Annotated in this window: 28 protein-coding genes; all 28 read left to right on the top strand. The window is 64.5% G+C overall.

What is annotated here, in order from left to right; all coding sequences use genetic code 11:
* The first annotated feature begins 13 nt into the window (after positions 1-13).
* The 28 genes from ACFB49_RS21505 to ACFB49_RS21370 all read left to right on the top strand — a co-directional run bounded on the left by ACFB49_RS21505 (position 14) and on the right by ACFB49_RS21370 (position 18,605).
* The gene (locus ACFB49_RS21505; RefSeq protein ID WP_380873627.1) at positions 14-997 is read left to right on the top strand and encodes a DUF2303 family protein; all 984 of its coding nucleotides are present in this window, start codon (positions 14-16) and stop codon (positions 995-997) included.
* 3 nt (positions 998-1,000) lie between these two features.
* Positions 1,001-1,183, top strand: a complete 183-nt coding sequence (locus ACFB49_RS21500; RefSeq protein WP_380873626.1) for a hypothetical protein — start codon at positions 1,001-1,003, stop codon at positions 1,181-1,183.
* Positions 1,180-1,401 carry a hypothetical protein gene (locus tag ACFB49_RS21495; RefSeq protein WP_380873624.1) on the top strand — a complete coding sequence of 74 codons (222 nt, stop codon included), beginning with the start codon at positions 1,180-1,182 and terminating at the stop codon, positions 1,399-1,401. Before ACFB49_RS21500 ends, ACFB49_RS21495 begins: the two co-directional genes overlap by 4 nt.
* Positions 1,386-2,060, top strand: coding sequence for a hypothetical protein (locus ACFB49_RS21490; protein WP_380873623.1), 675 nt, complete (start codon positions 1,386-1,388; stop codon positions 2,058-2,060). The genes ACFB49_RS21495 and ACFB49_RS21490 overlap by 16 nt, the downstream gene beginning before the upstream one ends.
* Positions 2,057-2,758 (top strand): DNA methyltransferase, encoded by a 702-nt coding sequence (locus ACFB49_RS21485; protein WP_380873622.1) that lies wholly within the window; start codon positions 2,057-2,059, stop codon positions 2,756-2,758. Before ACFB49_RS21490 ends, ACFB49_RS21485 begins: the two co-directional genes overlap by 4 nt.
* Positions 2,755-2,982 (top strand): hypothetical protein, encoded by a 228-nt coding sequence (locus ACFB49_RS21480; RefSeq protein ID WP_380873621.1) that lies wholly within the window; start codon positions 2,755-2,757, stop codon positions 2,980-2,982. The genes ACFB49_RS21485 and ACFB49_RS21480 overlap by 4 nt, the downstream gene beginning before the upstream one ends.
* Positions 2,979-3,551, top strand: coding sequence for a hypothetical protein (locus ACFB49_RS21475; protein WP_380873620.1), 573 nt, complete (start codon positions 2,979-2,981; stop codon positions 3,549-3,551). The genes ACFB49_RS21480 and ACFB49_RS21475 overlap by 4 nt, the downstream gene beginning before the upstream one ends.
* 3 nt (positions 3,552-3,554) lie before the next feature.
* On the top strand, positions 3,555-4,328 hold the full coding sequence (locus ACFB49_RS21470) for a hypothetical protein (RefSeq protein ID WP_380873619.1): 774 nt from the start codon (positions 3,555-3,557) through the stop codon (positions 4,326-4,328).
* Entirely contained in the window at positions 4,321-4,971 is a 651-nt protein-coding gene (locus tag ACFB49_RS21465) for a hypothetical protein (RefSeq protein ID WP_380873618.1), read from the top strand. The genes ACFB49_RS21470 and ACFB49_RS21465 overlap by 8 nt, the downstream gene beginning before the upstream one ends.
* Complete coding sequence (locus tag ACFB49_RS21460) at positions 4,971-5,564, top strand: hypothetical protein (protein WP_380873617.1); 594 nt, start codon at positions 4,971-4,973, stop codon at positions 5,562-5,564. Before ACFB49_RS21465 ends, ACFB49_RS21460 begins: the two co-directional genes overlap by 1 nt.
* Before the next feature lie 86 nt (positions 5,565-5,650).
* Positions 5,651-6,151 carry a hypothetical protein gene (locus ACFB49_RS21455; RefSeq protein WP_380873616.1) on the top strand — a complete coding sequence of 167 codons (501 nt, stop codon included), beginning with the start codon at positions 5,651-5,653 and terminating at the stop codon, positions 6,149-6,151.
* A gap of 1 nt (position 6,152) precedes the next feature.
* Positions 6,153-6,548, top strand: a complete 396-nt coding sequence (locus tag ACFB49_RS21450; protein WP_380873614.1) for a helix-turn-helix domain-containing protein — start codon at positions 6,153-6,155, stop codon at positions 6,546-6,548.
* Positions 6,541-6,939: a hypothetical protein gene (locus ACFB49_RS21445; protein WP_380873613.1), complete on the top strand. Its 399-nt coding sequence runs from the start codon at positions 6,541-6,543 to the stop codon at positions 6,937-6,939. The genes ACFB49_RS21450 and ACFB49_RS21445 overlap by 8 nt, the downstream gene beginning before the upstream one ends.
* Positions 6,940-7,065: 126 nt before the next feature.
* Positions 7,066-7,311, top strand: a complete 246-nt coding sequence (locus tag ACFB49_RS21440; RefSeq protein WP_380873612.1) for a hypothetical protein — start codon at positions 7,066-7,068, stop codon at positions 7,309-7,311.
* A gap of 82 nt (positions 7,312-7,393) precedes the next feature.
* Entirely contained in the window at positions 7,394-7,591 is a 198-nt protein-coding gene (locus tag ACFB49_RS21435) for a hypothetical protein (protein ID WP_380873611.1), read from the top strand.
* Positions 7,592-7,769: 178 nt separating this feature from the next.
* Complete coding sequence (locus ACFB49_RS21430; RefSeq protein WP_380873610.1) at positions 7,770-8,255, top strand: terminase; 486 nt, start codon at positions 7,770-7,772, stop codon at positions 8,253-8,255.
* Entirely contained in the window at positions 8,224-10,212 is a 1,989-nt protein-coding gene (locus ACFB49_RS21425; RefSeq protein WP_380873609.1) for a phage terminase large subunit family protein, read from the top strand. Before ACFB49_RS21430 ends, ACFB49_RS21425 begins: the two co-directional genes overlap by 32 nt.
* Positions 10,213-10,214: 2 nt before the next feature.
* The gene (locus ACFB49_RS21420) at positions 10,215-10,430 is read left to right on the top strand and encodes a phage head-tail joining protein (RefSeq protein WP_380873608.1); all 216 of its coding nucleotides are present in this window, start codon (positions 10,215-10,217) and stop codon (positions 10,428-10,430) included.
* Positions 10,431-10,432: 2 nt separating this feature from the next.
* The gene (locus tag ACFB49_RS21415) at positions 10,433-11,980 is read left to right on the top strand and encodes a phage portal protein (RefSeq protein ID WP_380873607.1); all 1,548 of its coding nucleotides are present in this window, start codon (positions 10,433-10,435) and stop codon (positions 11,978-11,980) included.
* On the top strand, positions 11,977-14,037 hold the full coding sequence (locus tag ACFB49_RS21410; protein WP_380873605.1) for a ClpP-like prohead protease/major capsid protein fusion protein: 2,061 nt from the start codon (positions 11,977-11,979) through the stop codon (positions 14,035-14,037). The genes ACFB49_RS21415 and ACFB49_RS21410 overlap by 4 nt, the downstream gene beginning before the upstream one ends.
* A 73-nt stretch (positions 14,038-14,110) precedes the next feature.
* Positions 14,111-14,413, top strand: a complete 303-nt coding sequence (locus tag ACFB49_RS21405) for a hypothetical protein (RefSeq protein WP_380873603.1) — start codon at positions 14,111-14,113, stop codon at positions 14,411-14,413.
* Between the two features lie 6 nt (positions 14,414-14,419).
* Positions 14,420-14,758, top strand: coding sequence for a DUF2190 family protein (locus tag ACFB49_RS21400; RefSeq protein WP_380873601.1), 339 nt, complete (start codon positions 14,420-14,422; stop codon positions 14,756-14,758).
* Positions 14,759-14,844: 86 nt separating this feature from the next.
* Positions 14,845-15,129 (top strand): hypothetical protein, encoded by a 285-nt coding sequence (locus ACFB49_RS21395; RefSeq protein ID WP_380873600.1) that lies wholly within the window; start codon positions 14,845-14,847, stop codon positions 15,127-15,129.
* The gene (locus ACFB49_RS21390; protein ID WP_380873598.1) at positions 15,126-15,434 is read left to right on the top strand and encodes a hypothetical protein; all 309 of its coding nucleotides are present in this window, start codon (positions 15,126-15,128) and stop codon (positions 15,432-15,434) included. The genes ACFB49_RS21395 and ACFB49_RS21390 overlap by 4 nt, the downstream gene beginning before the upstream one ends.
* Positions 15,435-15,472: 38 nt before the next feature.
* Entirely contained in the window at positions 15,473-15,838 is a 366-nt protein-coding gene (locus tag ACFB49_RS21385; protein ID WP_380873596.1) for a hypothetical protein, read from the top strand.
* Positions 15,839-15,858: 20 nt separating this feature from the next.
* Entirely contained in the window at positions 15,859-17,091 is a 1,233-nt protein-coding gene (locus tag ACFB49_RS21380) for a hypothetical protein (protein WP_380873595.1), read from the top strand.
* An 11-nt stretch (positions 17,092-17,102) separates the two neighbouring features.
* Positions 17,103-17,795 (top strand): hypothetical protein, encoded by a 693-nt coding sequence (locus ACFB49_RS21375; protein ID WP_380873594.1) that lies wholly within the window; start codon positions 17,103-17,105, stop codon positions 17,793-17,795.
* 141 nt (positions 17,796-17,936) lie between these two features.
* Positions 17,937-18,605, top strand: coding sequence for a DUF6441 family protein (locus ACFB49_RS21370; protein WP_380873593.1), 669 nt, complete (start codon positions 17,937-17,939; stop codon positions 18,603-18,605).
* Position 18,606 lies beyond the last annotated feature (1 nt).

Here is an 18,606-nt window from a genome sequence, read left to right as displayed (position 1 = left end):
GAAGGAGAACGACATGGACGATATCAAGACTGATGCGGCGCTGATCGAGGGGCTTGCCGCTCCTCTGCTCAGCCCCGCCGCCGGGACCGGCGAAGCGTTGAAGGAAATCCGCAAGCTCGTCGACGAGCACTTCCGGCCGACGATCGATTTCGTCACCGACCCCAGCACCGGCACCGTTGCGCCGGTCGTGGTGAGCAATGACAGCGTTGCGGCTCTGCCATCGAACACATTCGAAGGCTATCTCGCTCAGCCCCGCGATCGCCGCGGCACCGCGAACCTTACCTCACTCGACAGCCTGATCGCGCACGTCAATCGCTTCCATGATGACGACAGCGTGATCTTCGCCAGCGACGACCGCTCGTCGCCGTCCCTGACTGCCGTGCTCGACTATCACCGTGCCGGAGCGGCCGCCGATCCGCGCTTCGGCCGGCATCGCAGCCATTTCGCTTTCCCACTCTCGGACGAGTGGAAGGCCTGGGTGGCCCAGAACGCCAAGCCAATGAAGATGGCCGAGTTCGCGGCGTTCCTCGAAGATCGTATCATCGACGTCCTCTACCTTATCCCCGACGAGGACGAGGTTTCGGAGGACCTGCAGAAATACATCAACGCGCTCGGCGGCAATGCCCTGATCGCCACGCCGCAGAAGCTCGTCGAGCTATCTCGCGGCCTGCAGGTTTATGAGTCCTCTGCGGTGCGCGAAGCGGTGAAGCTGGAATCCGGCGAGGGCCAGATTTCGTTCTCCGTCGAGCATACCGATGGCAGCGGCGCTCCGCTCCGCGTGCCGAGCCTGTTCCTGATCGGCATCCCCGTCTTCCGGAACGGCCACCCGTACCGCATCGCGGCGCGCCTTCGTTACCGCAAGGCCGATGGTGGCCTGCTGTTCTGGTACGACCTCTGGCGCGTCGACCGGACGTTCGACCACGCCTTCAACGAGGCGCGCGAACGCGTTCAGATCGAGACGGGCGTCCCCGTCCTCCTCGGCAAGCCGGAGGCCTGATCGATGGACCCGCTCGTCACCGGTATCGCATGTCTTGCCATCGGCTGGGCCATCGGTGCCCGGCGGCGGGCGGGGGCTTCCGCTAGCGGACGGCACCTCGCCGAGGTGCGCCGCGCCAAGGAACAGGAGTTGCGCCGCGAGCGCACCGAGCAGCTTCGGCGGGAGATCGCCGGGAGGCGCGGTTGAATGCCTGCGAACCCGAATGGGTGCCGCACCACGCCGGCCCTAACCCCTTCTTCAATCCCGATGAGCCTGACAACCCGGAGCCGGACGTGATGATCCGTTACCGCAATGGCCGTGTCGTCGGCCCCATCAGGCCGTCGTCGCGCCGCTGGGCCGCGTGGCCGGAATATATGCGCGTCGGCAAGAGCGCTTGGGACATTGTCGCTTGGAGGCGCGCGTGATTGCATATGCCTCTCGCACCGGCACGCGCCGCAATCTCAAAGCGCTCCGTCAGGCTGGATGGCGCCTGATGGTCTCGGCACGAGGCGTGCTGCGGACCGAGGGCTTCCCCTACGCGCTCGACAACGGTGCGTGGACCGCATTCCAGCGCAACGAAGAATTTGACGTGCCCGCGTTCGAGCGCGCGGTGAAGTTGCTCGGCGCCGGCGCTGACTGGATCGTCCTGCCCGATATCGTCATGGGCGGCCTTGCGTCGTTGGAGATGTCGCTCGGCTGGCTGCGCAAGCTGCGCAAGCTGCGCCGCCGTGTGGCCCTCCGTTCGGCCCGCTTTGTCATCGCCGTGCAAAACGGCATGGAGGCACCGGCCGTCGTCCGCCGCATTTCGCGCTGGCTGAGTGACCGCGTCGGCATCTTCGTCGGCGGGGACACCGAGTGGAAGCTCGCCACGATGGCCATGTGGGCACGGTTGGCCCGCGGCAAGGGAGCCATCTGCCACGTCGGCCGGGTCAACACGGTCAATCGCATCTGCAAATGCGAGGCGGCAGGCGTCGATAGCTTCGATGGGTCGAGTGCGTCTCGTTTCGCGGTCAACATCCCGAAGCTCGAGCTCGCCCGCCAGCAGACCGACATCGAGGGTTATCTCGCGAGGCAGGCAGCATGAGCCGTATCGAGCGCATCGGCGACGCCACGCTCTATCTGGGCGACGCCTACGATATCCGGCCCACACTCGGCTGGTTCGATGCTGACATCCTGGACCCGCCGTACCTGCTCATGACCTCGGGCGGCGGCTGTTTCCGCAAAGACCGGCCCTATCTCGACCAGATCAGGGAGGAGGGGTTTGCGGACGGGTTCGACCACCGGATCATCAATCCGCTTCTCTGCGGCGCCGTCGTCAGCTTCTGCAGCAACGACCAGCTTCCGAAGCTGGCCACTTACCTCGACGGGTCGTTCCACCGCTTCGCGGTCTGCGCCTGGCGGAAGCTCACACCGATGCCGGTGGCCAACAAGCACTATGTGCCGGAGATCGAGCTCTACCTGCACGCCTGGAATCGCGGATATCACCCGCGGGGCGGTCTGTCTGACCTGAAGCGCATCGTCGACTGCAGGTCACGCCAATCGAAGGACTTCGACCATCCGACGGTGAAGCCGGAGGCCGTCATGGACAAGATCCTCTGCAACGCCGCGGGCGCATCCGTCTGCGACCCCTTCATGGGCACCGGCTCGACGGGCGTGGCCGCCATTCGTGCTGGCAAGCGGTTCACTGGCATCGAGCACAATCCCAAGCACTTCGATACGGCCTGCCGCCGCATCGAGGACGCCGTGCGGTTGACTGGCGCCTTCGAGGGAGAGGCTGCATGAGCCGCCACCAAGGCGCGCGCCGTCCGGGCACGAACAAGTTCTCCGCGAAGAAGACCGCGTGCGCCCACGGGCATATGCACGCGTCGAAGCGCGAGGCCCTGCGCTGCAATGACCTGCATATCCTTCAGCGCGCCGGGCAGATCAGCGACCTTAAGCAGCAGCCGAAGTTTCGGTGCGCCTTCTTCCTCGCCTTCTTCCCTGACCTGGAGCTCCGCGAGGTATGAGGCACGTCGGCCACACCTATCGGCTGGGCACGCATGGCCGCGCCGTCACGTCGCACCCCGGCGTGGGCGGCACGACCTTCATTGCGCTGCTGAGCTGCTCGCGCTGCCCGAAGAGCGGCGAGCGCAACCTGCGGCAGATGATGCCGCCCGATCAGATCGACCGGAAGTTCACCCAGGCCGGCTGGAAGCTGGATCCTCACATCTGCCCGGACTGCCAGCGCCGGGCCAATCAGGAGAAGACGATGACGAAGCCCTCGCCGGCGGCCATGAAGGCGCAGGCCGCCATGTTCCGGCTCCTCTCCGACCACTTCGATGTGGAGAAGGGCGCGTTCGCTCTCGGCTGGTCCGACGAGAAGATCGCGGCCGAGACCGGCCTCGCGAAGGATGTCGTCACCGAATTCCGCCGGGCGGGTTTCGGCGAGATCAAGGAACCGACCGAGTTGCAGGCCATCCGCGCCGACATCAACGCGCTCGAGCAGCTGGCCCGCGAGCACCTGCAGGGCGTGACGGCCGAGATTGCGGGGCTTCGTTCGCGGCTGGCCCAGATTAGCTCGCGCGTGGGCGCATAGGCCATGAGCCGCATCCGGTCCGTCCACCCCGGCCTGCACACCAGCGAGCGCTTCGTCTCGGTGAGCTTCGCCGCGCGCCTGATGTGGATCGGCATCTGGAACGAGAGCGACGACCATGGCGTGTTCGAATGGTCGCCCCTCATGTTGAAGATGCGCATCCTCCCCGCCGACAGTGTCGACGCCACCCAGCTTCTCGAAGAGCTCGCTGGCGCCCAGCTGATCATGCGGTTCGAGGAGAACGGGCGCGCCTATGGCGTCGTCCGCGCCTTCCTCCGCTGGCAGCGGCCGAAAAAGCCGAGCTATTTCCACCCTTGTCCCGAACCCGCCCTCGCTTTTGCCACGTCCGGTTCGGAACCAGTTCCCCACCAGTTCGGAACCGCTGGGGAAAAGTCGCCGCAGAGGAAGGAGGAAGGAGGAAGGAAGGATACGGAAGCTAACGCTTCCGGCGCCGACGCGCCGACGGGCAAAGGTGAATTGCCCCTTGGTGATGAGCCTCCCGCCCCCGCTGAGCCCGTCAAGCCGATCGACCTGAAAGCCGCCGTGTTTGCCTCAGGTGTCCCCTTCCTCGTGAAATCTGGGCTCACCGACCGGAACGCCCGCTCGATGCTCGGCCGCTGGCGCAGCACCTACACCGATGGCGCCGTCATGGATGCCCTTTCCGCCGCGCAGGCCGAAAGCCCCTCAGATGCCGTTGCCTGGATGAACCGCACCTTGGAGACCCGCTATGGGAACCGATCTGTCCGCGGCGAACGCCGCAGTGGATGGCTCAATGCGTGACGCCGCCCGCCTTGCCCTGTCCGACGACTGGACGATGGAGACCGGCCTCGCCGCACTTGCCGGCGAAGACATCCGGGCGACTGTGGCGGCCTATGAGGCGAGCATGCTGCCGCTGCAGCGCGCCGAGGACATGGGCGCGATCGCGACCGATGCCGACGGGCGGCCGCAGTTCGGCCCGCAGATGACCGCGGTGCGGACCTGGCTGAAGCCGCTGGGCATGAAGATCGCGCCGAGCATGTCGCCCGAGCAGTGCGCCGCGTGGCTCACCGCCGTCGCCATGGCGCTTTCGGACTTCCCGGCCCGCGTGATCGTGAAGGCCGCCCAAGCCGCAATTCACATTCCCATGTCGTTCCTCAACGAGGTCGACGGGCATGTGCGGAAAGAGGCCGAGGCGCAGATGCAGCGGCATGCCACGGCGCTGGCCCGGCTCAAGCGGATGCATGCCGAGATCGAGCGCGCGGCCGAGCCGAAGCTGCCGCCGTCGGCGGGATGGGAGAATGGCGAGGCGCCCCGTCTCACGCCCGAGGAGATCCGGCGCACGCCCATGTGGGTGCTGAAGCTGGGCATCGCAGCCGGGGACATCACGCAAGAGGAAGTGGACGCGGCCAAGGCCGTCGAGGATCAGGAGGCTAAGGCAGCGTAATGGCGAACAAGCGGGTCAGCAAAAAAGTGCGGCGGGCGGCGGAAACCCCGGAGCAGAAGGCCGAGCGCGGGCGGCGCGAGATCGCGGCGCTGGCAGCCAATGCCGGCGTGCCGGAACCCCAGATCGAGCGGGGCTTTCACCAGATGGGGACGGTCGTCGACCTGGACGGCTCGCTCGGTGGCAAGCGCAACAGCATGGTGAAAGTTCTCATCAATCGGGGCGGCACAGCCATTGATCGCTGGATTGCGCACGACAAGGCTGGCCTGTTCGGCGAGCCCCAGCAGAACGCCATCCGCTATTGCCAGAACCTGTGGATCCGGGCGTCGGGCTCATTGGCCGCAATTGATCATACGCAGGAGCGTATCGACGCCCCTCTCGGTTGGTCACAGCAGGAGGCATTCGCTGAACTCGCCTGGCTCGAGCGCCGCATGCCGGAGGCCTATTGGAACGTGTACGAGAATGTTTGCCGGTGGGACGAGGAGGCGGGCGTGGCCGGCTCGCGCCTTGCGTCGAACAGCCGGTCCGCGATCGATGCTGCGAAGACGACGGTCGCTTTCGCGGCGTCTCTCATCGCGATGTGGCGGCGGCTGTAAATTTCGAACATGCTCGGATTCCACACAACTTTCATGTACCCCGCGTAACGAGAACAGGCATGTGATCCTGCGGGGAGGCGACTCGGTTGACAATTAAGTCAATCTCAACGATTTTGGATCAGCTTGAGCAGGCGGGAGAAATCATCAGATTTCTGCCGCCTTTTGACCCTGATGAAACCGAAAAGCGCGTACTGTTTGTGACCAAGAAGATTGACGGATTTATCAAGGGGCACAGCAGCAGAAGAGGGTCTAAGGACTATTACGCCCGAATTCGCGCTCAACTGGGAGAATTCGTCAAAGGCGAAACCATTCGCGACGACGAAGAGGTCCTTAAAAAGATGGCACCCTACGCAAACCACGTTTGGGAGATGAGAGTGACGTTTCAACCGCACGCTCGGATTTTTGGCGCGTTCGCGGGGGTCGACACTTTTTTGGCCATTACGGCGTTGTTCCGAGATGATTGCGAGAAGGGCGGCTTCCGGAAGGCAACGACGGCCGTCTGCGATCAGTGGTTCGACTGGTTTGGAACATTGCCGCGGCTCCCGGGCCATCCTTTAGCATTCTGCTGCTCAAACGTGAGAGGGTAACATGACCGAAGCAAATCGGATTCCCGAGCACGTCCTGGCCGACCAATGGCACGCGTTCCGCCTAAAGGTGTGGCGCCGGCTAATCGATGCCGTGGAAGAGGCGAAGGCGAGCGGTCTCGATCAACGGGAAATAGCCGAGCGTTTGGGTATGGACGAAGGCCAGCTCAGCCGCGTCCTTTCCGGCCGAAACAACGTCACCCTCAGAAACATGCACAATATCGCTCGCGCTATCGATTTCCGGCCTGAGGTTGTGTTCACCCGCCTTGCCGATCTGAGACGGTCTAATGCGCCATCGCCGGGTACGTCTTGGTCTTCCGCCACGATGACGGGTACGAGCGGACAACCCGTGTCGACAACGCCTGTGAAGTACGAAGCGCGCGAGCTGGTAAATGGCTAAAATACCTACCGTTTCCGCGTTGGCTTTTGAGCATTTCTCAATGGGGCAAGGCAATAAGCCAATCCTCATTGGCGTTTATACCGGCGACATCATCGTAGCGGAGTTTCCCGCCACAATATGGCTAGGTTTCTTTATCGACGTAAAGAGGCCTGACGTTGGTTCGATCAGCACAATCAACCTTGAACTCCATATAAGCGACAAGGTTGTGGCTCGCTTCGAGATGGCGGTGCCCGAGCCGTGGCCGACCGATACGGCAACGCTTACGATACCATCGGGCCTGTTAAACTTAGAAGGTCCAACGACTATCGAACTGATAGGCGAGGCTGAAGGCTTCGAGCGAACGACGTTCATCAGCAAGCGCGTGTTTCATGGGGAGGTGTCTCTCGCCTGACCCCGAAATGGCGCTTGACCCGTGCGCACCTAAGTGCGATGCAGATAACAGATGTAGGAATGCGCCCGGAGCCCAGCGGCTTGCGGGCGCTTTTTATTTCTACGCCCCATGACATCGGAGATCACCATGCCCGCCATGCGTGCCAAGCTGCAGATTGCGTCTGTCGAGAAGCAGGGCGAGACGAGTGAGCGCCTGCGCTTCCATGGTGTCGCTGCCAAGCAGTACCCGGCCGATGGCAGCGACGAGAACAACACCTTCGCCAAGTTCTCGCCTTCGGTCTCGCTCGACATCACGATCACGAACCCGGCGCTGCTCGGGAAGTTCGAGCAAGGCCAGACGTTCTACGTCGACTTCACCCAGGCCGCCGAATAGCAGCAGGCCTGTCGTGGTGGACTTCCGGCCATTGCGTGTCCCTCAACCTAAGGCGCTGCCGCGGCCGAACAGGAGGCCATCAATGAAGCCCGTTATGATCGCGTATGACCTCGGCACCGATGCCCATGGGCGGGCGGTGCGACTGAGCATTACGCCCGACGGAGCGTCCCTGTCCCGCGATGCCGGCAACCAGCGCGACGACAGTCCGCGGATCGACCTGAGCCGCGACCAGGCGGCCGCCCTGGCCGAGATCCTGAGCGCGCCGCCCGCCGCGGTGTAACATTATTGCGCCGAGACGCAACGACCCCCCGCCCCCTTGGGTCCTTCCCCGGCTCAGACGCTATACGGGGGGCAATGGCCCAACTTTCCTCTAGCCACAGGATTTCGCTTAGTTCTTCCTCCCTGTGGTCGAAAATGGCGGATTTCTGCGGCCTTGAACCGGATCGGGCAGGGAAGTCATGGAAATCGACCTTGATGAACCCACCCGCCCCCAGTTGGCAGCGCTGCTAGGCGTCTCGAGCCGCTGGATCGGCGAGCTCCGGTCGAAGGGCGACATGCCGGCGGATGGCGCAAGCTGGTCGGAGAATTTGGAAGCTTGGCTCCTGCTCAAAACGCACGGGCCCGAGGACGACGGCTTTAGCCTGGACGTCGAGCGCGCCCGCCTCGCGAAAGAACAGGCCGATTCGAAGGCAATGGACAACGCGGAGCGGAGAAAGGAACTCGCCTCCCTCCCGGACATGCTCGCCGTCGTCTCGGGCATCATCACCTTGGTGAAGTCGCGGCTGATGCAGGTCGGCGCCCAGGTCGGAAAGAGCGATGCGCCGCTGCGCGCGCGCGTCGACTTGGCGATCAGCGATGCACTCGAAGAGCTCAGCATGACGCGCGTCGAGGAGGCGATTGGCGGGGGCTTGGATGAGGAGGAAGAAGACCCCCCCGAAGGTTGAGCCTGTTGCATTTCGTGCCCCGGCAGGCGCGGTTGCCGGCCTCGCCCGTGATCTCTTCGCCGTCCTCAAACCGAAGAAGCGGCGCAAGTTGTCAGAATGGATGGCCGTTGAAGGGCGGCTCGACGACGGTCGGCGCTTCCGCCCGTTCCCCTTTCAAAACGGGATCGCGGACAGCTTCACCGATATCGCGACCGGCCAGACCACCGTCCGGAAGAGCAGCCGCATCGGCTATTCGACCATCGTTCAATGCTTTCTCGGTTACAGGATCTCGGAGGATCCGGCGCGCAGCCTGATCTATCAGCCGACGATCGACGACGCCGAGAAGTATTCTCGCGACGACCTCGAGCCGGTCCTTCAGTGGCCGGCGGTTCGAGCAGTCGCGACGTTCAAGCCGCGCCACTCGGACAATCAGATCCGCGCGAAGCGATTCAAGGGCGGCTGGATACAGATCAAGGGCGCGAACAGCCCGAAGGAATTCCGCCGCGTTACGGCGGATGACGTGTTGCTTGAAGAGCCTGACGGCTATCCATGGTCGGCCCGTGAAGAGGGTGACCCCGGCCGGCTCGCCTTCAAGCGAAACCTGACCTCGCCCCGTCGGTTCAATGCCGCCGGCTCGACGCCCAAAATCAAGGGCTTCAGCCGCATCGACAATATGTTCGAGCAGGGCAGCCAGGAATATCGTTACGTGCCGTGTCCCGAGTGCGGGCACATGCAGATCTTGGTTTTCGGCGATGGCACCGGCGCCGGCATTCGATGGGAGCCCAAGAAAAACCCGACCCGCGCTTGGTATCAGTGCGAGGCCGGATGTAAGATCGACGAGGCCCACAAGCCTTGGATGGACGAAAACGGCGAGTGGCGGCCTCATAATCCCGCCGCGTTCCCGCGACATCGCTCCTTCCATATCTGGGCGGCTTACAGCCAGCACGAGGGCGCGGCCTGGCTCGAGATCGCTCGCGAATTCATGGAGGTCTACAAAGACCAGAACCTCCTGAAGACCTTCGTCAACCAGGTGCTGGGCGAGGCTTTCGCCGAGAAGGGCGAATCCCCGGAGTGGCAGCGTCTCTACGATCGGCGCGAGAAGGCCATGCAACTTGGAACGCCGCCCGCGTGGGCCGGACTGCTAGTCGGCGCGGCCGACGTCCAGCGCGGTGGCGGTGGGCGCATCGACCTCGATATCTGGGCATTCGGCCCTGGTAAGAAGCGGGCATTCGTCGAGCGCATCGAGGTTTATGGGCCGATCGCAGATAGCGCGACCTGGTCGAAGCTCGATGTTGAAGTCGCCCGGGAATGGGAAAGCGAAGACGGCCGACGGATGCGGTTGGCGCGATGCGCGATCGATTCCGGCGACGGCCAGAATACGATGGAAGTTTACGCCTGGGCGCGTCGCTATCCTGGCTTCGCCATGGCGGTGAAAGGGCGCGAGAGCATCGCCGCACAGCAGGCGATCGGCGCGCCCAGTTGGCAAGACGTCACCATCAACGGGAAAAAGATCAGGCGCGGCGTCAAACTGTGGAATGTCGGCACGTCGATGCTCAAGATGGAGCTCTACGGGCAGCTTGGTCTCGATAAGCCGGTCGACGGCGAGGAGTATCCGGACGGATATATCTACCTTCCCGACGGCACATCCGACGAGTGGATCAAGCAGCTGGTGGCCGAGGAGCTTCGGTTCAAAAAGCTGCGCTCCGGCGCGGTTCGCCGGGAATGGCACAAGGTAAGGGACCGCAACGAGGCGCTCGACAACGCGGTTTATGCCCGCGCCGTCACGTTCGCCCTCGGCATCGACAACTGGTCGCCTCTTAAGTGGCGGCGCGCCCTCGGTGAATTCACGAAGCCGCCGCCCGCGGCGCGACCGGAGCCATCGGCGCCGGCTGAGCAACCGCCCGCTGCGAAACCTTCGCCGCCCGTGCGCGCCAAGGCGCCGAAGCGGGCAAATCCGTTCACCAGTCGAAGGAGGTAGGAATGGCTTGGACCGATGCCGACCTCCAAAAGGTCCGTGATGCCATCAAATCCGGCGTCCGATCGATCACGTTCGCCGACGGCCGCAAGACTGAATATCAGTCTCTCGACCATCTGCTGAAGGCCGAGGAGGTCATCTCGGCCGCGCTGACCATCCAGGCGCAGACGCTCACGCGCGCTCGCCGATTCCGCACACCGTATTACAAGAGCGGGCTCTAAGCGTGGCCGAAAAAGGATTGTTTGCCCGGCTGTTCGGCCGGGGCGGTGAGGCCGCGCCCGCCGAACCGGCGGCAGCGCCACAGCAACGCATTGCCCGCGGGCGTCGCCGTGGCGCGCGCGCTGAGTATGACGGCGCAACGCTCGGTCGTCGCTCCGCCGGCTGGCGTCGGACGAGCCTGGACGCCAATGGCGAGCTTACCCCGGCGGCCCAGGCGGCCCTTCGCGGCATCGCCAGCGACCTTGTGCGCAATAATCCATGGGCGGCCCGCGGTGAGGCGGCGATCGCCGAGCACATGGTCGGCACTGGCATCACGTTTCAGGTCTACCGGAACGGAAAGCTCGACAAGAAGCTGAGCGCCATCGTTCGCGAGCATCTCGACACGACCAGTTGCGATGCCAGCGGTGGATTGGATCTTTATGGGCTGCAGTTGCAAGCGGCTCGGTCGATTGTCGAGCGTGGCGGAGCCGTCGTGCGCCGCCGTTGGCGCCGGGCAACCGATCGCCTGCCCATGCCGTTCCAGCTTCAGGTGCTCGAGCCGGATTATATCGATCCGTCGAAGCATGGGCCTATCGGGAAAGACGGGTCTAACGGCGCGTACATCATCAACGGCGTGCAGTTCTCGCCGCTCGGCACCCGCGAAGGCTACTGGCTCTACAGCGGCCACCCGGGATCACCGGTAAACAGGCAGTTCGGCTCGACTTTTGTTTCCGCGGCCGATGTTGCGCATGTTTTCCGCGCTGATCGGCCGGAACAGGTCCACGGCGCGACATGGTTTGGCCCCGTCATCCTTCGGATGAAGGATTTGGGCGACTTCGAAGACGCAGAGTTGAGCCGGCAGAAGATCGCCGCGGCATTCGCCGGCGCGCTCGAATCGGACGACGAAAGCACCGTAATTCCGGGAATTCAGACCGACGAAGATGGCATCGACGGGCAGGAGCCGCTCGATTTTATCGAGCCGGGCACCTTTCAGAAGCTTCGGCCCGGGGAAAAGGTCAACTGGTCGACGCCTCCGCAAGTCAACGGCTACGCTGACTTCACGAAGGTTTCGAAGCAGGCGATCGCGGCTGGCCTCGGCGTCCCATACGAGATGCTGACTGGCGACCTTTCGCAGGTTTCCTTTATTTCGGGTCGCCTCGGCCGCCTCAACTTCAAAACGTCTATCGCCACCTGGCAGTGGCAGATGTTCATCCCGAAATTCTGCCTCAATGTCGGCCGCTGGGCGATCGAAGCTCTGGAAATGATGGGCGAGGACGTCCGCGGCGTGACCATCAGGTGGACCCCGCCCCGCGTCGAACTCCTTGACCCAGCGAGCGAAGTCCCCGCGATCCGGGATGCGATCCGCTCCGGCCAGATGACGATTTCGCAGGCTGCTCGCGAGCGGGGCGAAGATCCCGACACCTTCTTGGACGAATGGCAGGCCGACGCGGCCGAGCTCGATCGCCGCGGCCTCATCTTCGACAGCGACCCGCGGAAGGTCACCGCTGTCGGCAACCCGACCAACAACGACCCTGCCGCCCGCGCGGCGCGCGAGAAAAGGGGGCCTGCATGACCGATATCCTTCTTTATGGGATCGTCGGCGACAGCTGGGATCGGCTGGACGCGAAGACGCTCGTCCCAATGATCGCGGACAGCGACGACGACCTCAACGTCTACATCAACAGCCCCGGCGGCTATGTGATGGAAGGCCTGGCGATCTTCAATGCGCTGAACCGCGCGAAGGCCGACGGTCGCAAGGTTACCACGATCATCGACGGCCTCGCCGCTTCGATGGCTTCGGTGCTGGCGATGGTCGGCGACGAAATCATTATGGCCGACAATGCCTTGATAATGATCCACAACCCGTGGGACGTCGCAATCGGCGATGCCGCTGAGCTTCGTCGCGCGGCCGACAAGCTCGACACCATCCGCGACCAGTTGGTCAAGATCTATGCCGCCAAGACCGGCATGGAAACCGACGAGCTCGTTGCCATGCTTGATGCCGAGACCTGGCTCACCTCCGAGCAGGCGCTCGAAATGAACTTCGTCACCAAGGTCGCAGAAGCCGTTTCGGCCGCGGCCTGTGACATCTCCGCATTCGGGTTCCGCAAGGCCCCGGATCACCCTCATCTCGCGCCCTCGATGGCTGCCGCACTGCGGTCTGTCACCGGCGGCAAGGCGATGCGCGGTGTTTCGTCGGCGGTCGCCGCCGCTCTCTCTCTGAAACCTAAGGAGACCACCATGCCTGAGGGCACTCAGCCGGCGACCGAACCCTCGGTCGTCGCAATCACCACGGCCGACGTGCATAGCGCCGTCACCGCGGAACGCGATCGGGTCAGCATGATCCGCGCGCTTGGCACCAAGCACAACATGCCGACCGAGTTCGTCGACGATCTCGTCGCCAAGGGCACTTCCTTGGCCGACGCGCGCGCCGCAATGCTCGACAAGCTGGCTGAGATCGGCGACGCCGCCAATATCGGTCACAGCCCGGCGCGCGTCACCCAGGACGCCCGCGACAAGTTCGTCGAGGGCGCAACCAACTGGCTTCTCGTCAAGTCCGGCGTGTCCGATATGGTCGTCGCCGCTGCCAAGGCGAAGGGCGAAACCATCAAGATCGATCCGGGCGAGTTCCGGGGTGTGCGCAACACCGATCTTGCCCGTGAGGCGCTGAACCTCTCGGGTATCAACGTCAGCGCCCGCGATCCGGAAATTGTCGTCCGCGAGGCGATGACGACCCGGTCGGCGATCACCCAGACGACCAGCGACTTCCCGGTCCTGTTCGAAAACGCGGTCCACCGGATCCTGCAGGCGGCCTATACCGTCACGCCGGACACCTGGTCGCGCTTCTGCGGCACGGGCACGGTCACCGACTTCCGTCCTCACACCCGCTATCTGCGCGGCTCGTTCGGCGCGCTGGACACGGTGAACGAGGCGGGTGAGTTCAAGAACAAGCCGATCCCCGATCTGGCGAAGGAACTCATCAAGGCGACCACCAAGGGCAACATCATCAACCTGTCGCGGCAGGCGATCGTCAACGACGATATGGATGTGTTCTCGGGCCTTGCCGTTGACCTCGGCCGTGCGGCGAAGCTGACCATCGAGATCGACGTCTATGCGCTGCTGAACAGCAACCCCGTCATGAACGACGGTGTTGCACTGTTCCACGCGACGCACGGCAACCTCGCCGGCGTGGGCGCTGCGCCCTCCATGGCAGCGTTCGATGCGATCGGTGTTGCCATGGCGTCGCAGAAGGATGTCAGCGGGAACGAGATCCTCGAGATCGAACCGACGACGCTGCTCATTCCTCGCTCGCTGCGCGGCCTGGCGCTCAGCATCAACGGTTCGGAATACGATCCCGACACCGCGAACAAGCTGCAGAAGCCGAACATCGTCAAGAACATGTTCTCGGACATCATCGGCACGGCTCGGCTCTCCGGCACGGCGTATTACGCCTTTGCCGATCCGAATGTCGCGCCGGCGATCGAGGTCGTGTTCCTCAATGGCGTCACCGAACCGTTCACCGACAGCCAGGACGGCTGGCGCGTCGACGGCGTCGAGTGGAAGGTTCGGCACGACTATGGCGTCGGCGCGGTGAATTACCGCTCCGCGTACAAGCAGCCGGGCGCCTGAGCCTCCTCCACCTCTAGCTGAACCAGGAGGAGCGGCGACTTAGGCCGTCGCTCCCCGTTTCGGGAGAATTTCCATGAAGTTCGTGAAACTCCTCACGCACGCCTATGTCGGCGGCGTGCTGCGCAGCCCGGCGGAAGGCGTCCTCCACATCGAGGACGACGAGGCCGAGAAGCTGTTCGAAAACAAGGCGGCCGAAGACGTCACCGACGACTTCACCGCCAAGGAAAACCGGGAAGCGCCGGTCGAGCACATCACCGTCGTCGACGGTGCGAGCGAGACGCCGCCGGAACCGGAACCCCACCAGTCCGAAGTCGCGCCCCAGGCCGACGAGCCGAAGAAGCCGGCGAGCCGCAAGGCCGCGGGCAGCAAGGAGTAATCCACCATGGCGAAGAACTTTGTCCAGGATGGTGAAACCATCACGATGACCGCGCCCGCCGCGGTCGCCTCTGGCGCTGGCGTGCTCGTCGGCGCTGTCTTCGGCGTCGCTCTGGGCGATGCCGCCTCTGGCGCCGTCGTCGAGGTTAAGCGCCGCGGCGTTTGGGATCTCGCCAAGGCCACCGGTCAGGCTTGGGTCGCCGATACGACCAAGCTCTATTGGGACAACACCGCGAAGAACGTCACCTCGACGTCCGCCGGCAACGTCCTGATCGGTGTGGCACGGCAGGCCCAGGCATCCGGCGACACCGTCGGCCGCGTGCTGCTCACGGGCCAGCTCAGCTAACCGGCTGCGGACCCTCTCCCCGCAGAGCGAACTGGCGGGCGGTGTGGCTTAGGCCCCCCGCCCGCCACTTTTGGAGCGCCTCTCCCATGAAGAAGATCATTCTCTACACCCCGGCGCTCTGCGCCGCGGGGGTGTATCGCGACGCTGGCACCGAACTGACGGTCGGAGTGCCGAAAGAGCCGAAGCCCGACGTGGTCTACATTGAGCCGGCGCGCGCGCGGGAGCTCATCGAAGAGCGTCGCGCCGCAACGTGGACCGCTGCCAAAACCGCCGAAGCTGAGGCGGAAGGCGAGACCCTCACCGACCCGCTCGACCACGATGCGGACGGCGAAAAGGGCGGCGCGGCCGATCCGGTCGACGACGACAAATGAACGCCGACGAGGCGGCCGCTCTCGCTGTGATTCGCGGCCGTTATCAGGATCCGGTTGTCTATAATGGCGCTGGCCTGGATAGCGCCGCGATCTTCGCGATCTTCAGCGAGCGCGCCGCACCGGCATTCCAAGGCCCGGGCGACACTGCGCGCGAGGTGAGCTTCGAGATTGAGCAATCCGCTCTCCCGGAGCGTCCCCGCAAGGGCAACACAATCACCGACGTCGCCACCGGCATCACATGGCGCGTCATCGAACCAACTGAGCGCAACGACATCGGCGCTTGGGTGCTGGTTGTCGAAGAATGAGCACTCGCGAGGCCGTTTTCGCCGAGTTGGATGCGCGCTTGGCCGCGATCGCTGGCGTCGAGAGCTATGAGCGAATGCCATCGGGCGACCCCGACGCATTCCCCGCGCTGGCGCTCTACGACGGCGGACACGGGCCGATCGAGTTTCAGGCGGGCACGACGCAGTACGATCTGACCATCACAGTTGAAGGTTACGTCGAAGGCGGAGACGGCGCGCAGGCACATGCCGACATGCACGACCTTTATGAGGCGGTGAAAACCGCGCTCATCACAGAGCCGCCGCTCGGCGGCCTCGTCGAGACGATCGACGAAGCAGACTTCCGCGTCGACGTCGCCGAGCTCGCGAAAAAGCGGCGCATCGGCTTCGGGCTCGACGTCCGCATCCAATTTTCCACTCCCCGCTGACTGCCGCACAGGAGACCGACATGGACCAGACTATCCGGCCCGCCAATGTGGCGGTGCTGTTCAAGCTCGAGACGACCGAAGGTGTCGACGCGAGCCCCTCGCCGACCGCCGACGCCATCCCCGTCGAAGCGGATTCGATCGAGTATAATTCGCCCTGGACGCAGGAGCAGTCGAACGAAGCGACCGGTTCGCTCGTTGCGGGCGCCCCGCTGATCATCGGCCAGGCCGCGACCATCAGCTTCCGCTCTCGCCGGAAGGGTGCCGGCGCCGGTGTGACCTATTCGTCGACGGTCAAGCCGCCGCTGCACCAGGTCTATCAGGCTTGTGGCAAGCGCGGCCTGTTCACCGCCGCCATTGCCGCTGCACTTGCCACGGCCGGCGGCGCGACTTCGGTCACGCTGCCCGCGTCCTTCCCGGCGACCGCCAAGGCGCTGATGGGCATGCCGCTCGTTATCGGCGCAGGCGTCGGCGTCGGCCGCATTCCGCACGTCATCGACTATACGGCTGGCCGGGTCGCGACGCTTTCGGAGAACTTCTCCACGCCGCTGGATGCTACGACGAGCATCTCCCTGCCGGCGAACTGGACCTATGCCGGCACCAGCCCGCGCGATGCAGCGGCCCGGGCGACCGACCATCCCTCGGGCACCATCTACATTTACGAGGATGGTACGCTGCTCAAATTCGTGGGCTGCCGCGGCGTCATGACTGGTGACGGTCAGTCGGCGCGGCCGGGCTATGATGCTTTCCAGTTCACCGGCGTCTATGCCGGCAAGACGGACACGGCGCTTCCCAGCAACCTGGTCGTCGCAAATCATTCGGCGCCTGTGCTGGTGCAGGGCAGCGAAATTTCGCCCGCCGTGCTGCTCAACCGGAAGCCGCTGCCGATTTCCACTTGGTCGTGGGAGAATGGCGGCGACATCGAGGTGCCCGAGGATCCGAACACCAGCTATGGCTTCGGGCCCGGTGTTATCGCCGGTCGCGTGCCGCTGCTCCGGTTGGACCCGCTCGCCACCTTGGTCGCCGTGCGCGATTCTATCGCGGATATCGGCGCGGGCCTCGAGATGAGCGCGGTGCTTCGCGCTGGCAGCGTCGCCGGCAACCGCTGGTCGCAGGTGCACCCCCTCGCCCAGAAGGTCGAAGCTGCCCCCGGTCGCCGCGGCAATCTGCGGTCGGAACAGCTTGTGCTGCAGGCGAAGAGCGCCGGCCTCGACGCGCAGACGCGCGATAGCGAATCGATCCTCGCTTTCTACTGACGGGAGATTCCATGATCTCGCTGAACAAGACCGAGCCCTTCACGCCGAAATGGCGCGAGGGCTCGGAAAGCCCGCCCGTGTTCATCATTCGCGTTGGTGACGTGATTGAGCGCGGTATGCTCGAGGCTTCGCTCGCCGGCGAATATAATGCCCGGAGCGTCTACACCTACGAGCTCATCCAGGCCTTTCAGGATGGTGTGAACCATCTGCTCGCCGGCGATCCCGAGCAGGACACGCTCATTGCGCTGTCCTCCGCCGAACGGGACGGCGAGCAGGTGGCGCCCGCCGACAAGCAATTACTCCTCCGCGCGCGCGAAGTGATGATGGAGCACTGGCCCGAATATCAGCGCCTCGTGGCGACCGGAGCCAGGCGCACCCAGATCGCGCCGATCGTCGCGTTCCGGCGCTTCTGTGTCGGCTGGGAGAATGTGGGCGTCGACTTCGCGCGCGGGCCGGACGGCATGATCCCCATGTCGCTCCTCGCGGACCTTGATGCCACCGACCTGCTCGAGGCCGGCACCCACGCCTATGGTCTGCTCTATGGGCGAGGCGAGACCCGAAATTTTCCGCAGCCCTCGAAGTCCGACGACGCCCCGACGACTTCGCCTTCGGACGAACCTTCGGAGGAGGGTGGGAAATCCGTGGCGAAAAGTGGCCGGAAAACCCCCGGATCGCGCTCCCGGCGTGGGTCTGGCCGGTCGTAGATCTCTGGCTGATGTGCCGCCGATATGGCTCGCTCCAAGGCGGCACACCTCTCCCGTTCCCCGGCTCACCGGGCGAACAACCGGCGGCGCTGATGGACGTCTTTGCCATCCTCGACAGCATTCCACGGGACGCGGAGGCCAATGGCTGATTTTGGCAACATCCTGACCATCGACGCCCGCCAGCTGCGCACCGAAGCCGACAAGCTGACGCGCGCGGTGCTGGGTGTCGGCGCTGACAGCGTTCGGGCGTCGACCAGGAACCTCGAGCGCAAATTCGAGGATGTCACGCGCGGCGCGGTCGGGGGGAAGCTGTGGCGCGCCTGGTCTTCGGAGGCGTTTCCGCGCACCGGCCCCGCCAAGGATCCGGCGGGCACCGTATTCTTGAAAGGCGGCGCTCGCACCCGCGGCGCCGTCGACTTCTTCACCAAGCCGGGCCGCATTGTTGGCAAGCGCGGCCAGTTTCTCGCCATTCCGACCGCGGCAGCGGGCCCACGGGGACGGGCCCGCGATCTCACACCGGGGGAGTGGGAACGTCGCAACGGTGCCCGCCTGCGCTTCGTCTATCGGCGTGGCCGCCCCTCGCTCCTCGTCCTCGACGAGGGCGTGCTGTCGGGAAAGGGCAAGATCGGGCGCCTCAACTCCGAAAAGCGGCGCGCGACGGGGCGCGGCAACACGACCGTCGTGATCTTCGTGCTGATGCCCGTCGTCAATTTCGCGAACCGCTTCGCCATCGAGCCGATGGTGAAGGCCTCCGAGGGCGAACTCGCCCGGGAATTCTTCGAGCGCGTGCGCTCCCTCAACGGAAGGTAGG

This window comes from Sphingomonas sp. DBB INV C78 (genome assembly GCF_042693015.1).
Classification (GTDB): Bacteria; Pseudomonadota; Alphaproteobacteria; order Sphingomonadales; family Sphingomonadaceae; genus Sphingomonas_E.
This window is presented reverse-complemented; position numbering and strand designations above follow the sequence as displayed.

Bases quoted from the DNA above. Each gene is read 5' to 3' on its own strand.
- ACFB49_RS21500 (WP_380873626.1), top strand. From the start codon at position 1,001: ATGGACCCGCTCGTCACCGGTATCGCATGTCTTGCCATCGGCTGGGCC.
- ACFB49_RS21435 (WP_380873611.1), top strand. From the start codon at position 7,394: ATGAAGCCCGTTATGATCGCGTATGACCTCGGCACCGATGCCCATGGG.
- ACFB49_RS21440 (WP_380873612.1), top strand. From the start codon at position 7,066: ATGCCCGCCATGCGTGCCAAGCTGCAGATTGCGTCTGTCGAGAAGCAG.
- ACFB49_RS21480 (WP_380873621.1), top strand. From the start codon at position 2,755: ATGAGCCGCCACCAAGGCGCGCGCCGTCCGGGCACGAACAAGTTCTCC.
- ACFB49_RS21370 (WP_380873593.1), top strand. From the start codon at position 17,937: ATGGCTGATTTTGGCAACATCCTGACCATCGACGCCCGCCAGCTGCGC.
- ACFB49_RS21470 (WP_380873619.1), top strand. From the start codon at position 3,555: ATGAGCCGCATCCGGTCCGTCCACCCCGGCCTGCACACCAGCGAGCGC.
- ACFB49_RS21465 (WP_380873618.1), top strand. From the start codon at position 4,321: ATGCGTGACGCCGCCCGCCTTGCCCTGTCCGACGACTGGACGATGGAG.
- ACFB49_RS21425 (WP_380873609.1), top strand. From the start codon at position 8,224: ATGAGGAGGAAGAAGACCCCCCCGAAGGTTGAGCCTGTTGCATTTCGT.
- ACFB49_RS21410 (WP_380873605.1), top strand. From the start codon at position 11,977: ATGACCGATATCCTTCTTTATGGGATCGTCGGCGACAGCTGGGATCGG.
- ACFB49_RS21405 (WP_380873603.1), top strand. From the start codon at position 14,111: ATGAAGTTCGTGAAACTCCTCACGCACGCCTATGTCGGCGGCGTGCTG.
- ACFB49_RS21475 (WP_380873620.1), top strand. From the start codon at position 2,979: ATGAGGCACGTCGGCCACACCTATCGGCTGGGCACGCATGGCCGCGCC.
- ACFB49_RS21380 (WP_380873595.1), top strand. From the start codon at position 15,859: ATGGACCAGACTATCCGGCCCGCCAATGTGGCGGTGCTGTTCAAGCTC.
- ACFB49_RS21375 (WP_380873594.1), top strand. From the start codon at position 17,103: ATGATCTCGCTGAACAAGACCGAGCCCTTCACGCCGAAATGGCGCGAG.
- ACFB49_RS21450 (WP_380873614.1), top strand. From the start codon at position 6,153: ATGACCGAAGCAAATCGGATTCCCGAGCACGTCCTGGCCGACCAATGG.
- ACFB49_RS21485 (WP_380873622.1), top strand. From the start codon at position 2,057: ATGAGCCGTATCGAGCGCATCGGCGACGCCACGCTCTATCTGGGCGAC.
- ACFB49_RS21395 (WP_380873600.1), top strand. From the start codon at position 14,845: ATGAAGAAGATCATTCTCTACACCCCGGCGCTCTGCGCCGCGGGGGTG.
- ACFB49_RS21400 (WP_380873601.1), top strand. From the start codon at position 14,420: ATGGCGAAGAACTTTGTCCAGGATGGTGAAACCATCACGATGACCGCG.
- ACFB49_RS21390 (WP_380873598.1), top strand. From the start codon at position 15,126: ATGAACGCCGACGAGGCGGCCGCTCTCGCTGTGATTCGCGGCCGTTAT.
- ACFB49_RS21430 (WP_380873610.1), top strand. From the start codon at position 7,770: ATGGAAATCGACCTTGATGAACCCACCCGCCCCCAGTTGGCAGCGCTG.
- ACFB49_RS21445 (WP_380873613.1), top strand. From the start codon at position 6,541: ATGGCTAAAATACCTACCGTTTCCGCGTTGGCTTTTGAGCATTTCTCA.
- ACFB49_RS21420 (WP_380873608.1), top strand. From the start codon at position 10,215: ATGGCTTGGACCGATGCCGACCTCCAAAAGGTCCGTGATGCCATCAAA.
- ACFB49_RS21505 (WP_380873627.1), top strand. From the start codon at position 14: ATGGACGATATCAAGACTGATGCGGCGCTGATCGAGGGGCTTGCCGCT.
- ACFB49_RS21460 (WP_380873617.1), top strand. From the start codon at position 4,971: ATGGCGAACAAGCGGGTCAGCAAAAAAGTGCGGCGGGCGGCGGAAACC.